We start from the raw sequence: 16,158 nt of genomic DNA on the forward strand, positions 1-16,158 counted from the left end.
TTTTTTAAACGCAGAGGGGCGCGGAGGTTTACGCGGAGGGGCGCGGAGAGTTTTTTTGAGGAAGGGGATGGTTAGGTTTTTAATCGGGTTTGTCTTTGTTGGAGAAGTCTTTGTTTTCCGGTTTGTTGTTTGGATATTCTGTTTTCTATTTCTTTATCTGGTGTGGGGGTGTTTTGGGTTAGGTGTTTTGCTAGGGAGTTGATTGTGGGATAACGGAATAGGTCTACTAGGGGAATGTTTTGGTTGAGTTTTAGGTGTAGTTGTCCTTGTATTCTGACTATTAATAAGGAATGTCCTCCTAAGTCGAAGAAGTTATCATGTATACTGATGTTTTCTCTGCCTAATAATTGTTGCCAAATATCGGCTATGGTTTGTTCTATTTGTGTTTGCGGTGGTATGAAGTTATTAGTGGTTGTTAAAGGTAAATTGTTGGGTTTTGGTAATGCTTTGCGGTCTATTTTACCGTTGGGTGTGAGGGGGAATTTTTCTAATAATATGAATGCCGATGGCATCATGTATATAGGTAGTTTTTCTCCTAAAAATGTGCGTAGTTCTGTTTGGATAATTTCAGGGTGGGAGACTATATAGGCTACTATGCGGGGTTCTGTTGGTTCATCTTCTCGCAGGGTGACTACTGCTTGTTCTACTGCGGGATGTTGTGCTAGTACCGCTTCTATTTCTCCTAGTTCGATGCGAAATCCGCGAATTTTGACTTGGTAATCTAGTCTCGCTAAGTATTCGAGTTTACCATCTCTTAGGTAGCGGACGCGATCGCCTGTTTTATATAGGGTATTCTCACGCAGAGACGCAGTTCGCTGAAAGCGTTCCCGAAGGGTGGCGCAGAGAGGAGGAGTTTTGATGAGGAATCTTTCTGCTGTCAATTCTGGACGTTTCCAATAACCTCTGGCGACTCCTGCACCACCTATATATAGTTCTCCTGGTACGCCAATGGGAACGGGTTGTAAATGTTCGTCGAGGATGTAAAATTGGGTGTTGGCGATGGGATGACCGATGGTTACGGGTTCATCTATACTGAGTTTCTGGGCTGCTGACCAAATGGTTGTTTCTGTTGGGCCGTATAGATTCCAGACTTCTTGACTGCAAGATAATAGCTGTTGGGCTAGGGTGTTATCTAATGCTTCGCCACCACAGAGGATTTTTAAGTCCTGTTTCCCTTCCCAACCACTGGCTAGAAGTAACCGCCAAGTTGCGGGGGTGGCTTGCATGATGGTAATTTGATGGTGTTCTATGCAGTTGGCGAGTTGGCGAGGGTCAACTAAGGCTGTTTGGGGGGGTAATACGACTTGTGCGCCTGCAATTAAGGGGAGAAATAATTCTAAGGCGGCGATGTCAAAGGCGATGGTGGTGACGGCTAAGAGTTTGTCGTTAGGGGTGATTGATAAACGTTGTTTCAGGTCTGTTAAGATGTTAACGAGCGATCGCGCTTCAATCATCACCCCTTTTGGTTGCCCTGTTGAACCAGATGTATAAATTAAATAAGTTAGTTGTTCTGGTGTTACTTTAATTTGTGGGTCAAAGATTGGCTGCTGGCTAATATCTTCCTCTAATTCATCGAGGTTAATTTTTGCTGTTTTCTCAGTAATAATTCTATTTAAAGATGTCTGTGTGAGTAATAATATTAACTCTGCATCTGCCATCATGAAACGCAGACGTTCTGGGGGAAAGGTAGGATCTAGGGGTACGTAGGCTGCACCAGCTTTGAGGATACCGAGTAAGGCTATGATTAATAATGGCGATGAACGCTCTAAACAAACCCCAATTCTGGCTTCTGGTTTGACTCCCTGTTGTAGTAGATAATGGGCGATTTGGTTGGATTTGGCGTTTAATTCGGCGTAAGTTAGGGTTTTATCTGCAAATACAACTGCTGTCGCGTCCGGTGTTTGTTGTGCTTGCTGGCTGATGATTTCATGAACACATTGCTGGGGAATTTCCTGGGTGGTGGCGTTCCAGTCAATGAGTATTTGCTGTTGTTGGGTGGGACTGAGAAATGGGAGTGCGGCTAAAGTACAATCTCCCTGTGTCATTCCTAACAACAGGGTTTCTAACTGTTCTAAGATTTGGGTGATGGTGGTATGGTGAAAGCGATCGCGATCGTATAAAATTCTCAAAGCAAGCTGCGAATCGGAAACAGCATACAGTGTCAGAGGATAATTCGTCTGTTCCGTCCCTTGAATATTGCGAATTTCCAAAGATTCTAAAGACTGTTTCAGAGCAGGTTCAATAGGATAATTTTCAAATACCACCAAAGTTTCAAATAGTGGTATGGATGGTGAAACTTCACTCCAACGATGAATATCTACTAAGGAACTATATTCATATTGCCGTATTTCTACTTGCTGAGTTTGTAGCTTTTGCAGCCATTGATATAGTGTCTCTTCAGGAGAAACTAACACCCGGAATGGTAAGGTATTAATAAATAATCCCACCATTGCATCAGCACCATTCAGCGCACTGGGACGACCTGCACTAACAGTAGCAAATAAAACATCTTTTTCCCCACTATAGCGACTTAACAACAATGACCAAGCACCTTGGACAAAGGTATTAATGGTTAATTGTTGTTGTTTGGCTAGGGTTTGCAGTTTGCTAGTTAATTCGACGGAAAGCTGAATATTTTCCTCGTGATAATGACTATGTAAATTATCGGGACGAACATCTATATTTTGACCAACATTTAACCGCGTTGGCGACACAAACCCCTGTAATTGCTGTTTCCAAAAAGTCTCAGCTTCCGCCAAGTTTTGTTGCTGTAACCACCCAATATAATCTCGATAGCGACGCGGGTTGAGTAAAATAGGTGTTTGTTGTTGACTATATGCTTGATAAATAACAATAAATTCTTTTAAAATTACCTGAACTGACCAACCATCTAAGAGTAAATGGTGATAACTCCAAACAAACTGATAAACTTCAGATTTTAACTGAATGAGTGTCATTTGCATCAGAGGTGCTTGGGATAAATTAAACCCCTGTTCTCGCTGTTTTTGTAGCAGATTTTTTAAAGTTTCTTGTTGTTGCTGAACTGAAAAATCACACCAATCAAGATGATTAATGTGACATTTTAATTGCTTACCAACTACTTGTAGAGGCTTTTCTAAATTATCCCAAACAAAAGCTGTGCGTAAAACAGGATGACGATTGATTAAATCTTGCCAAGCGTCCTCAAAAGCCGCAATATTTAAATTACCATGTAACTCATAACTTACCTGTACCACATAAGCACCAGAGTTAGGCGCATATAGACTATGAAATAACATACCCTGCTGCAAAGGTGAAAGGGGATAAATATCCTCAATCATTTTTTGATTTAGAGTTGTATTCATTGCAAACCCTCCGGTGCAAAACTAATCATCCCCATCACCAAATCTAAAGTTTCTTGATTTAAATTAGCCAAGTCAAAATCAGAAGGTGTGTAACCTCCCACATCAGGTAAATGACAATGATTGATAATTGCTTGTAATCCTTGCTGGAAATTATTTGCTAATTGGGAAATAGTCTTTTGTTGATACTGCTGTTGACTATATATCCAATCAAACTGTAATTTACCTTCGCGGACAACCCCAATAATTTCTATAGCATAGCGTCGAGTTTGTTGTTTATCTTGAGTTGTAATTCCTGCTAAGGGTAGCCATTTCAATTTTCCATTGTCTAAACCTAAATCTAATTGTCCTAAATAGTTAAAGCTGATTTCCGCTTGGGGTAAATCCCGCAAACTTTGACTTGCTTCACTATCATAAAGGTAGCGTAATATTCCATAACCAAATCCTTGATTGGGTACTGCGCGTAATTGTTCTTTAATACCTTTAAGCATTTCCCCCCAATCATCACTATCTTTTGATAAAAAACAGGGATAAATTGCTGTAAACCATCCCACAGTTCGAGATATATCTATATCTTCACCCGGAAAATTACGACCATAACCTTCTAAATCAAGCAACACCAAAGGATTATCTATCCAATTTGATATAGTAGCAGTTAAAGCCGTTAATAACACATCATTAATTTGTGTATTGTAGACCATAGGAACTTCTGTAAGTAAAGCTTGAGTATCTTCCACAGAAAGTTTTATAGTCACAGTTTCAACATCAGCCACCTGATTACCACCATCAGGATAATCAATTGGTAATAGTTTGATTTCTGCGTATTTACTTGATAACCAATATATTAATTCCTGTTTTAAACCTTCCGACCGAGCATAATCATATAACTTTTCCGCCCAACTTAGAAAAGAAGTAGTTTTAGCAGGTAAATTAATCGTCTGTTTCCCTAAAGCTTGTTGATAAGCAGTTTGAAAATCCGCCAATAAAATCCGCCAAGAAACCCCATCAACAACCAAATGATGAATAAGAATTAATAACCTAGACACCTCACCTAAATCAAAATGAACTACCCTCAATAAAGGAGCATCACCAATATTTAAACCAGCCTGTAACTCACCAGCAAATTCTTTAATTTTTATTTCCTGCTCACTCCCAGACAAACCCGACAAATCACAAAAAAACAAAGGAACATCCCCACTCACCTCAACAACTTCTCCTCCTATCTCTTCCTTTGCGTCTTTGCGCCTACCCTGCGGGAACGCCAAGGGCGAATGCGCGAAACAATTCTTAAATCCAAATTGACACCGCAACATATCATGATGCAGCAATAACTTATTAATAACTGTAACCAAAACTTCCTGTTGTAACTTCTCCCCAGACTCCAAAAACACCACCTGATTAAAATGATTCTGATTCACCAAATCCTGCTCAAAAAACCAATATTGAATCGGAGTCAACCGCACAGCACCAGTAACCATAACCTGCGGCGGTAAAGTAGATTTATCAACAGTAACAACTGCTGCAAGTTCAGCAATAGTTTGATATTGAAAAAGCTGCTTAGGCGTTAATTGCAATCCCACTTGATTAGCCTTAGATATCAACTGAATAGCCTGAATTGAATCGCCACCAAGCGCAAAGAAATTATCATAAATACCCACTTGGGACAAACTCAAAACCGATGACCAAACTTCTACTAACTTAGCTTCTATATCAGTACGTGGTACAGTTTCATCTGGAAAACTTGTAATTTCCGGTGCTGGTAATTTCTGTTTATCCACCTTACCATTAACTGTCAGAGGTAGAGTTTCTAAAGCAACAAAAAAGTGAGGAATCAAATAATCAGGAAGACGTTGTTGTAAAAATTCTCGTAGATTATCTGGTGTACTATCTGAAGGTATAAAGTAGGCTATGAGTTGTTGTTGACGCGCAATAACTATACATTCTTTTATTGCTGGATGCTGATTTAATACAGCTTCAATCTCACACAACTCAATCCGAAATCCCCGGATTTTTACTTGATTGTCTAATCTCCCTAAGTATTCAATTGTACCATCAGGAAGGTAGCGGGCGCGATCGCCTGTTTTATAGATAGTGCTGTTAGCGGAAGCGGGGCGTTTAGCCCGTGCTGAGTTCTGAGTGCTGAGTAAACAACTCTTTAATTTTGAATTTTGAATTTTGAATTTTGAATTGATTGGTTGATTTAAGTAACCACGCGCTAGTCCATCACCAGTAATATATAACTCACCGGGAACGCCTACAGGTAAGGGATTGAGGTATTTATCGAGAATATAAACTTGAGTATTATTGATAGGGCGACCGATGGGAACAGTGTTACCCTCACAGATATCAGTCACACTATGACAACAGGTAAAGGTAGTATTTTCAGTAGGGCCGTAACCGTTAATTACACGACATTCAGGATGAGTTTGCAGCAATTTGTTAATATGCACAGTAGATAAAACATCACCACCAGCGATTAATTGTTTAACTGGTTTCAAACTCTCAAGATGTTCATCTACCATCAGGTGAAATAAGCCGGCTGTTAACCACAAAGTAGTAATTTGGTAATCTGTAATAGCCTGTCCGATTTCTGCTAATGTGGGTTGTTGACTAGATAAAATCACTAAACGACTACCATTTAACAATGCTCCCCAAATTTCAAATGTAGAAGCATCAAAAGCTATGGGTGCGGCTTGGAGTATGCTTTCATCAGCACTTAAATTTACATAATTGCAATCTTTAACGAGTCGCACTACACCGCGATGGGGGATACATACACCCTTGGGAACTCCTGTAGAACCAGAGGTGTACATGACGTAGGCGAGATTTTCGGGTGTGGTGTGGTTGACGGGGTTGTTTGTGGGGTACTCTGCTAAATTTGCTGTGTCTGTATCAAAACAGAAGATAGGTAAATCGGGTAATTGGGGGATGTGCTGCTGTTGGGTGAGTATTACCTGTATTTGAGCATCTTCAATTAGAAATTCTAGACGTTCTTGGGGATAAGTTGGATCTAAGGGAACGTAAAAACCACCAGCTTTGAGGATTGCTAAAATACCGATGATAAAATCCAGGGAACGGTGAGAAAAAATTCCTACGGCTATTTCTGGCTGAACTCCTAAAGATTTGAGATGATATGCAAGTTGATTGGCTTTGGTGTTGAGTTCTGAGTAAGTAATTGTTTGATGTTGATAAATAACTGCAATTTCATCACCAAATTTTGCAACTTGCTGCTCAAACAATTCTTGTATGCAATGAGTTATAGGATTTGTTGGCGAAGTACTAAAATTGATGATTTGCTGAAGTTCTCCCTCACTCATTAAAGGTAAATCAGAGATGTTTTGACTAGGTTCAGAAGTCATTCCCAGCAAAATATTCTGCAAATGTTCTGTAAAACGGTGAATAGTTGTTTCAGTAAACAAATCACAGTTATATTCCCATTTACCTTGTAAACCTGCGTCTGTTTCCGCAATCATCAAGGTAATGTCAAATTTTGCAGTACCGCCATCAATTTCTAGGGGACTCCAACGCAAACCAGGAATTTCTATTGGCTGGGTTGGTGCATTTTCCACTACCAGCATAACTTGAAACAAGGGTGAATGAGAGAGCGATCGCACCACGTTCAACTCTTCTACTACCTGCTCAAATGGTACATCTTGATGGCTATATGCAGATAACACCATTTCCCGCACCCGTGGTAATAATTCCGCCACGGTGGGATTATCTGCTAGGGAAATTAACAGCGCAAAGGTATTCACAAAAAAGCCAATTAATCCCTCTGTCCCAGGATAATGACGATTAGCAACAGGACTACCAATGACGATTTTTTCTTGTTGACTATAGCGATGCAAGAGAATACTAAACGCCGAAAACATTACCATAAATAATGTAGTTTGCGTTTCCTGACCAAGTTGTTTAATTTTCTCTGCTAATTCCCCAGATATTGTAAAACTATAACGCTGACCTCGAAATGTTTGAATAGCTGGACGCGGATAATCTGTAGGTAATTCTAATAGTTCTGGTGCTGACTCTAATTGTTGTCGCCAATATTCCAGTTGATAGTTAAATTTATCATTTTGCGACCTTTGCCAAGCTGCAAAATCAGCATATTGAATTTTTAATGGTGTGAGGGGAGAAGGTTGTCCTTGAGAAAAGGCTTGATATATAGTCGCCATTTCCTGCGCGAATACATTAATTGACCAACCATCAGTAATAATGTGGTGCATAGTCAATAATAGGATATATTCGTGAGTATTTAAATATAATAATTTAGCTCGTAAAAGTGGACTGATTTCTAAATCAAAAGGTTGTTGACTTTCCTCTTTTGCAAGTTGTTTAACGAGTTTTTGCTGTTGAGATGGGGGGAGAAAACTTAAATCTACAACCGGGATATGGAAATTGATTTCTGTTGCAATGACAGCTATACCTTGACCATCGACATTGACAAAACTGGTACGCAAAACTTCATGACGGTGGATAATTTCTTGCAAACTTTGTGTCAGAACATCAACATTCACATCACCAGTAAGTTGTAAAGCAGCAGCTACGTTGTAGGATGGGTTTTCAGGTTCGATTTGCGCCAGCATCCACAAACGTTGTTGAGCGAAGGAAAGCAATATTTTATCTGTACTTTCCCTCACAGGAATTGAGTTAGATAGGGATGTATTTAATCGAGAAGAATCAATTAAGTTTGCTAATTCAGCAATGGTAGGTTTTTCAAATATTTGTCGTAACGAAATATCCACCCCAAACACCTGCTGAATTTGGGAAACCAGACGAATAACTAATAAGGAATGACCACCTAAAGTAAAGAAATTATCGGTAATTCCCACTGAGGTTAAATTCAATATATTCTGCCAAATATTCAGCAGTAATTCCTCTGTGGGTGTGCGTGGTGCAATTGTCTGTGATGATGTTTGGAATTGTGGTTTTGGTAATCCACGACGGTCAACTTTACCGTTAGGAGTTAGCGGCAGTGCATCTAAGATGATAAATTGAGAAGGAATCATGTAATCTGGGAGATTCCTTGCCAAAAATTGCCGCAAATCTGTTATTTCTGGATTTTCTGAGACAATATAAGCAACTAACCGTTTATCGCCAGTGGTATCTTCCGTTACAACTACAATAGATGCTTGTACCTCTGGATGTTGGCTGAGTATGGCTTCTATCTCACCTAATTCAATCCGAAATCCCCGAATTTTTACTTGGTTGTCTAGTCTCCCTAAGTATTGAATTGTACCATCTGGGAGGTAGCGGGCGCGATCGCCTGTTTTATATAGGGTATTCTCACGCAGAGGCGCAGAGGCGCAGAGAGGAGTTTTGAGGAGAAATTTTTCTGCTGTTAGTTCGGGGCGATTTAAGTAACCTCTGGCGACTCCCGCACCACCAATGTATAGTTCTCCGGGTACACCGATGGGAACGGGTTGTAAATGCTGGTCAAGGATGTAAAATTGGGTGTTGGCTATGGGATGACCAATGCTGACAGGTTGATCATGAGAAAGTTTTTGTGCTGCTGACCAAATAGTTGTTTCTGTTGGTCCGTATAAGTTCCAGACTTCTTGACCAGATGATAACAACTGCTGCGCTAGTGACTTATCTAAAGCTTCCCCACCGCAGAGAATTTTTAAGTCTGCTTTACCCGTCCAACCATGAGCGATAAGTAAACGCCAAGTAGCCGGGGTAGCTTGCATCACCGTGATTTGCTGCTGTTCGATGATGGCTGCTATTTGCGAGGGGTCAACCAAAGCTGTTTGTGGCGTTAAAATAACTCGCGCACCGACAATTAAAGGCAAAAATAACTCTAAAGCCGCAATATCAAAAGCAATAGTCGTAATAGCTAACCAAGAGTCTGTAGAACAGATTCGTAACTGCTGCTGCAAAGCAGTGATCAGATTGGTGAGCGATCGCTGTTCAATCATCACCCCCTTCGGTTTCCCCGTAGAACCAGAAGTATAAATCACATAAGCCAAACTTTCTGCTGTAATATCACTGATAGGATTCTCAATAGATTGTAGAGCGATCGCTTGCCCATCTCCCTCCCAACAAACAACCCTCTCAAACTCCTCTCTGCGTCTCTGCGTCTCTGCGTGAACTAAAAGAACCCTCACCTGAGCATCCCCCAAAATCCACCTCACCCGCTCATCAGGGTAAGCTGGATCTAAAGGTAAATAAACCCCACCCGCCTTGAGAACTCCCAAAATCCCAATTAACATTTCCGGGGAACGTTCCAAACAAATTCCCACAGTAGTTTCCGATTTTACCCCCAACTGCTGCAAATAATGAGCCAGTTGATTAGCCTTACTATTCAGTTCTCTATAAGTCAAACATTCCTCACCAAAAACCAACGCAACTGCATCTGGTGTTCTTTCCACCTGCGCCTCAAATAGCTGATGAATGCACTGATTTGGATATGCTTGTGTAGTTTGATTCCAATCTTTTAATATTAATTGCCGTTCCTGGGGTGTTAAAATTGATATTTGTGAAAGCCTTTGCTCAGGCTCATTCACCATTGACATCAGCAAAGTTCCCAAATGTCCTAAAAGACGCGAAATCGTTGCTGCATCAAAATAAGAGACATCATAACTAACTTTAAATAATAACTCCTGCCCAGGAATTACTGTTAATGTCAGAGGATAATTTGTTTTTTCAAATCCTTGGGTATCCTCAATTTGTAGAGTTTGATCAAAACTTTTGATAACTGATTCTATCGACACTGGATAATTTTCAAATACCAGCAAACTTTCAAATAAAGGTGTACCACGGGGTACTGAACTCCAGCCTTGAATATCTACTAAGGAACTATAACTATATTGTTCTCTTTCTACCTGTTGTGCTTGCAATTGTTGCAGCCAAGGTATTATTTGCATCGCTCCATCTACATCGACGCGCACAGGTAAAGTATTGATAAATAGCCCAACTATCCTTTCTACCTGTGGTAATTCTGGAGGACGACCGGAAACAGTAGTACCAAACAATACATCATTCTCACCACTATAGTGGCTTAATAATAACGCCCAAGCTCCTTGTACTAAAGTGTTAAGGGTGAGACGATGCTGACGGACGAAGTTTTGTACTGTTTCAGTTTTTGGAGTGCTGAGTGCTGAGTGCTGAGTAAGTAATTCTTGAATTTTGAATTTTGAATTTTGAATTGATTTGTCCCCAATATCCAAAACTGTTGGTGCTGTAAAATCTTGCAGTTGCTTACGCCAAAAACTTTCTGCTTGCTCTAAGTTTTGTTGCTGTAACCACAGAATATAATTACCGTAAGGTGTAGGTGGTGGTAATGTTACATCTTGCCCTTGACAAAATGCTTTATATAGTGTAAAGACTTCTGTTAATAAAATCCCATTACACCAACCATCCATGAGTAAATGATGATGACTCCAGATAAACTGGTGTTTATTAGATTCTAAGCGAATTACAGCACAACGCATGAGGGGAGGTTGCTGTATATTGAAACCAGAATTACAGTCGCTCTCTAAAAACTCAGTTAATTTAGCTTTTTGTGCAGCAGCTTCTACACCACACCAATCTAATTCTTGCCAAGGTAATTCTACATAGTCATACACCACTTGAAGCGGTTTTTCTAACTCTGAATAGTGAAAAGCAGTCCGCAGCACTGAATGACGTTCAACTACACGCAGCCAAGCTTGACGAAAAGCTGCTTTATTCAAATTACCGCGAATTAGACAACTACGCTGTTCAAAATATACCCCCGAATTGGGAGCATATAAGGTATGAAATAACATTCCCGCTTGCATGGGAGAAAGTTCGTAGATGTCAATAATACTGCTTTCCACTCTCACTACCTTTAACGTATAGTCCGCTTTAAAGAAGAAGCCTTTTCAGGTTTTAATCAACTATTGTGCAAAAATCGAATAAAAGTCTTTACCTGTCACCTGTCACCTATCACCTGTCCCCTGTCCCCTGTCCCCTGTCACCTGTCACCTTCGTCTGTAGCTTGTTTAATAATTTGTCGAGTTGTTGCTGATTTAAACGCGCACCTGCAAAATCTGACGGTGTGTAACCGCCATTCTCTGGTGCTTGGCAATGTTGAATTATTTCTTGTAATGTTTTAATAAATTGCTGGGCTAAATTTTCAATGGTGTCTGTGTCATGTAAATTGCGACTGTATCGCCATTGAATTTGTAACTGAGATTCGACTATCCAAGCATTGATATTTAATACATACCGACGCTCATTTAGAGGGTGAGATGATAATCCTGTTGATTCTTTTGCTAGTCCCAGAATCCATCCTTGGGAGGTAAATAAATCTAGTTGCCCCAAGTAATTAAAACTAATAGCAGATTGTGGTAGTGCTTGTAAAGTTTGAGATATCTGTGGATTGGGATTTAAATATCGTAGCAGTCCATAACTAATACCTTTTTGCGGAATTTCTCTAAGTCTTTCTTTTACATATTTTAAGTTTTCTTCCAGGTTATTTATATTTTTTAATTCTAAAAATACTGGAAAAATGCTAGTAACCCAACCTACTGTGCGAGTGATGTTGATATGAGCAAATAAATCTTCTCGTCCATGTGTTTCTAAGTCAATCAGTACAGAATTTTGTTGTGTCCATTGACTATAAGTTAGTGCTAAAGCTGTTAATAATATATCATTAATTTGTGTGTGGTAGGCTTTGGGTACTGCTTCTAGTAAGGCGCGAGTTTGGGTGATGTCTAGATTAACCTGAACTTCAGCCTCAGATGCAATGTTGTTATCACCTTTACCAATCTTATCTAACGGGAATTGGGGTAATTGTTTGGGGAGAATTTCTAACCAAGTTTTGAATTGTGCAACAACTTGATCGGATTCGGCGTAATTAACCAAATTTTGCGTCCATTCTCGGAAAGATGTGGTTTTTGGTGGTAGTTTTACAGGTGTTTGCTTGGCTTTTAGCTGTTGATAGGCTGTGACTAAATCTTCTAGCAAAATCCGCCAAGAAACTCCATCTACAACTAAATGATGAATGATAAATAGTAGGCGATGATTCTCTCTATCTCCTAGTTTAAATAAGGCTACTTTAAATAATATACCGTTGGCTAAGTTTAAACTAGCTTGCAGTTGAGATGCGATTGATTCAATTTGCTGGGGTTGCTGATTTAGTGATGATCCATTTAAATCAACAACTGTCAATATATCCCCATTCTCGAAGGGGGGAATTATATCTTGCTCCCATGCAGCATCTAAGGAAGAATTTGTAAAACAAGATCGCAATACGTCATGATGTACTACTAACTCCTCAATTGCCTGCCTTAAGTAATCTACCTCTAAATCTGCCGCTACTTCCAAAAGCACAGCTTGGTTAAAGTAATCCCATTTGTGCAAATTTTGCTCAAATAGCCAATGTTGAATCGGCGTTAGGGGGACTATTCCCGTCGCTATCCCTTGTTCTACTTGAGTCGTCGGCGCGATTTCTATCACAGTTGCGAGTTCAGCAATGGTTTGATGCTGGAATAATTGCTTGGGGGTTAACTTTATCCCTGCATTATTCGCCTTCGCTACCATCTGAATACTCAGGATGGAATCTCCCCCACGCTCAAAGAAATTATCATGAATACCAACACTAGTACCAAGAATTTCTGTCCAGATTTCTACTAGGGTAGCTTCTGTGGCGTTACGTGGCGCGACTTGTTCTGACTGTGGTTTGGCTGTGGGTGCAGGAAGTTGCTGTTTGTCAACTTTCCCGTTGGTTGTCAATGGTAATTGTTCCAGCCAAACAAAGGCTGAAGGTAGCATATAAGCTGGTAATTTTGTAGCTAAATATTGCCGAAAATCTACGGTTTCCTGATTCCCGACAAGATAAGCGACTAATTGAGATGGCTGGGGGTGATCTTTTCGCAAGATGACTACTGCTTCTTGTACTGAGGAATGAGCTTTTAAAATTGCCTCAATTTCGCCTAATTCTACCCGAAAACCGCGAATTTTTACTTGAGCATCTAATCTTCCCAAGTATTCAATTGTACCATTTCTTAGGTAACGAGCGCGATCGCCTGTCTTATATAAAGTGTTGAGTGAGGTAATTCCCAGTCCCCAATTAATAAACCTTTTTGCTGTTAAATCAGGGCGATTCAAATAACCTCTGGCGACTCCCGCACCACCAATGTAGAGTTCACCGGGAACACCTACAGGTACAGGTTGTAAATAGCGGTCTAAAATATAAAGTTGCGTATTGGCAATAGGACGACCAATAGGAACATTACTAGAATTTTTCTCAGTCCCCAACGTCGCATCATAAACACAGCAGCCTACAACGGTTTCCGTCGGCCCATATTCATTAATTAGCTGTGTCTGGGGAAAATAACTGCGCCAAAATTCTAAATGCTGTTCCGTTAGTGCTTCTCCACCAATGATGAATGCTTGGGGTTGTCCTACTTGCACTTTTTGAGGTAGAAGTTGAGACAATATGCTCAAATGGGCGGGGGTAAGTTTAACTAAACTAAAATTGCTTGGGGAACGGAGGGCGTTTTGAAGTGCTTCAATTTCTTCTGCTTCTGGTAGCAATACTACGGCTTTACCAACGAGCAGAGGAGTATATAAACTGGTAATTGTGGCATCAAAGCTAATGGCAGATTGTACAGGTACACCCACACCTAAATCTACTGGATAGGTTTGAATTGCCCATTGGAGATAATTGGCTAATCCTCGATGGGTAAGCATTACGCCTTTTGGTTTACCCGTCGAACCTGAAGTATAAATGATGTAAGCGAGGTTTTCACCTGTAACTATGTTGGCTGGGTTTTCTGCGGGGTGTTGAGCGATGCTTTGCCAATCTTCATCTAAACAGATTACAGTTCCTTGATAGTCTGGTAATCCTGTCTCCGATGCAGCCATTGTTAATATAATTCCCGGTTGAGCATCCCCAAGCATATAGGCTAAACGTTCGGGGGGGAGTTTGCTATCTAGGGGTATGTATACGCCTCCAGCTTTGAGAACTGCTAGTAAAGCAATCATTAATTCTAGCGAACGTTCTAGATAAATTCCCACTAAAGACTCACAACCTACGCCTAATGTATGTAAGTGATGGGCGAGTTGATTGACTTTGCTGTTGAGTTCTTTATAGGTAAGGGTTTGCTGTCGATAACAAACAGCAATACTATCAGGTGTACGCTGAACTTGCTCCTCAAATAGTTGATGTAACCACTTTTGGGGATATTCTACCTGGGTTTGATTCCATTCCACCAATATTTGATGTTGTTCTTGGGGGGTGAGAATGGGTATTTGGGAAATTTTCAGGCTGGGGTTCTCTACAATGGCTGCTAGTAACACCCGCAAGTGCTGAATCATCCGGGTGATAGTCTGCTGGTCAAATAAATCTGTACAATATTCCATCACCACCAGCAACCCTTGGGAACGTTCCACTATATGACAAGTTAAGTCAAATTTGGTTGCGCCAGTTTCTACCCAAGTTTGCTGAATTTCTAAGTCTGGTATTTTTAAATCTAACTGGGAATCATTCTGTAACTGATAAGCTTCATTTTGTACCTGAAACATCACTTGCACTAAGGGATTATGGCTCAAATCCCGTTCTATTTGCAGTGCTTCTACAACTTTGGCGAAGGGAATTTCTTGATGTTCAAAGGCTTCGACGGCGGTGGTGCGTATGCGTTCTAGGAGGGTTGTAAAGCGAGGATTTCCAGATAAATCTGTGCGTAATACTAACGTGTTGACGAAAAAACCGATTAAAGTTTGTGTTTGTTGGCTGTTGCGGTTCGCACTGGGTACTCCTAAAACAATCTCATCTTGCTGACAATAGCGATGTAACAAGACTTTAAAGGCTGCTAATAGCAACATAAACAGCGTTACACCTTGCTGCTTACTTAATTGTTTCAGGGATTCTGAGAGGGTTTTTGGCAGTAAAAATGACTCTGTTTTCCCGCTAAACTTTTGTAGTGCGGTGCGTGGGTAATCTGTTGGTAGTTCTAGGGTTGGCAATTTGGCTAATTTTTGCCGCCAATATGCCAATTGTGTTTTCATTTCTTCCCTTTGCAACCATTCTCTCTGCCAAAGGGCGAAATCTGCATACTGAATCGATAATGCAGGTAAGGATGGTTGCTCACCGTTGATAAATGCACGATAACAAGCTGCTAACTCCCGCAGCAGGATTCCCCTTGACCATCCATCGGCGATTATATGGTGTAATGTTAGCAGTAAAGTTGCTTGATGGGGTGCGATACGAATTAATTTGACTCGCATCAGGGGTGCTTGAGTCAAATCAAAAGGTTGACTAGCTTCTAGTTTGGCTAAATCTTGGGCTGTTTGTGCTTGTTGTTGCGGGGGTAAGTCTTGTAAGTCAATAATTGGTAGTTGTAAGTTAATATTTGCCGCAATTTTTTGATAAGGTTTACCTTCTTGGGATAAAAAGGCAGTTCTTAAGCTTTCGTGGCGTTGAATAATTGTTTGTAAACTTGCAAATAAAATCGAAATTTGTAATTTTCCTGCTAATTGCCAAGAAATAGCAATATTATAGGCTGAATCACTGGGGTTAATTTGATGCAGAAACCACAGTCTTTCTTGGGCTAAGGAAAGGGGTAATTCGGTGTGATTGTTGCGGGGTGAAATAGTTTGGCTGGAATTGGCTTGTTGGCGGAGTAGTTTTTCTAGTAAAGCTCGTTTTTCAGGCGTTAGTGAGGCTAAACGGCTTTGTAACTGCTGGGGGATGTTGGGCTGGGAGGATGTCATATAAATATTTACTTACTCTTGGGGATTGCTGAGTAAGGTAGAAAGTAATGATTAGTTAGAAGCTTAAAGGTTAGTTATGTAGTTTTATTATTGCAAGTTTCTACTAATAAGTCTAGTGGGTGATTAAACGCAGAGGGGC

At 40.4% G+C, this 16,158-nt stretch carries 3 protein-coding genes; all 3 read right to left on the bottom strand.

All coding sequences use genetic code 11. From position 1 onward, the window contains the following. Nucleotides 1-71 precede the first annotated feature (71 nt). Nucleotides 72-3,344 (bottom strand): non-ribosomal peptide synthetase, encoded by a 3,273-nt coding sequence (locus L6494_RS13220; protein WP_237995589.1) that lies wholly within the window; start codon nucleotides 3,342-3,344, stop codon nucleotides 72-74. Then, nucleotides 3,341-11,098, bottom strand: a complete 7,758-nt coding sequence (locus L6494_RS13225; protein WP_442947013.1) for an amino acid adenylation domain-containing protein — start codon at nucleotides 11,096-11,098, stop codon at nucleotides 3,341-3,343. The genes L6494_RS13220 and L6494_RS13225 overlap by 4 nt, the downstream gene beginning before the upstream one ends. Before the next feature lie 148 nt (nucleotides 11,099-11,246). After that, nucleotides 11,247-16,019 carry a non-ribosomal peptide synthetase gene (locus L6494_RS13230; RefSeq protein ID WP_237995593.1) on the bottom strand — a complete coding sequence of 1,591 codons (4,773 nt, stop codon included), beginning with the start codon at nucleotides 16,017-16,019 and terminating at the stop codon, nucleotides 11,247-11,249. Nucleotides 16,020-16,158 lie beyond the last annotated feature (139 nt).

Source organism: Nostoc sp. UHCC 0870, from assembly GCF_022063185.1.
Taxonomy (GTDB): Bacteria; Cyanobacteriota; Cyanobacteriia; order Cyanobacteriales; family Nostocaceae; genus Trichormus.

Bases quoted from the DNA above. Each gene is read 5' to 3' on its own strand.
- L6494_RS13220 (WP_237995589.1), bottom strand. From the start codon at position 3,344: ATGAATACAACTCTAAATCAAAAAATGATTGAGGATATTTATCCCCTT.
- L6494_RS13225 (WP_442947013.1), bottom strand. From the start codon at position 11,098: ATGCAAGCGGGAATGTTATTTCATACCTTATATGCTCCCAATTCGGGG.
- L6494_RS13230 (WP_237995593.1), bottom strand. From the start codon at position 16,019: ATGACATCCTCCCAGCCCAACATCCCCCAGCAGTTACAAAGCCGTTTA.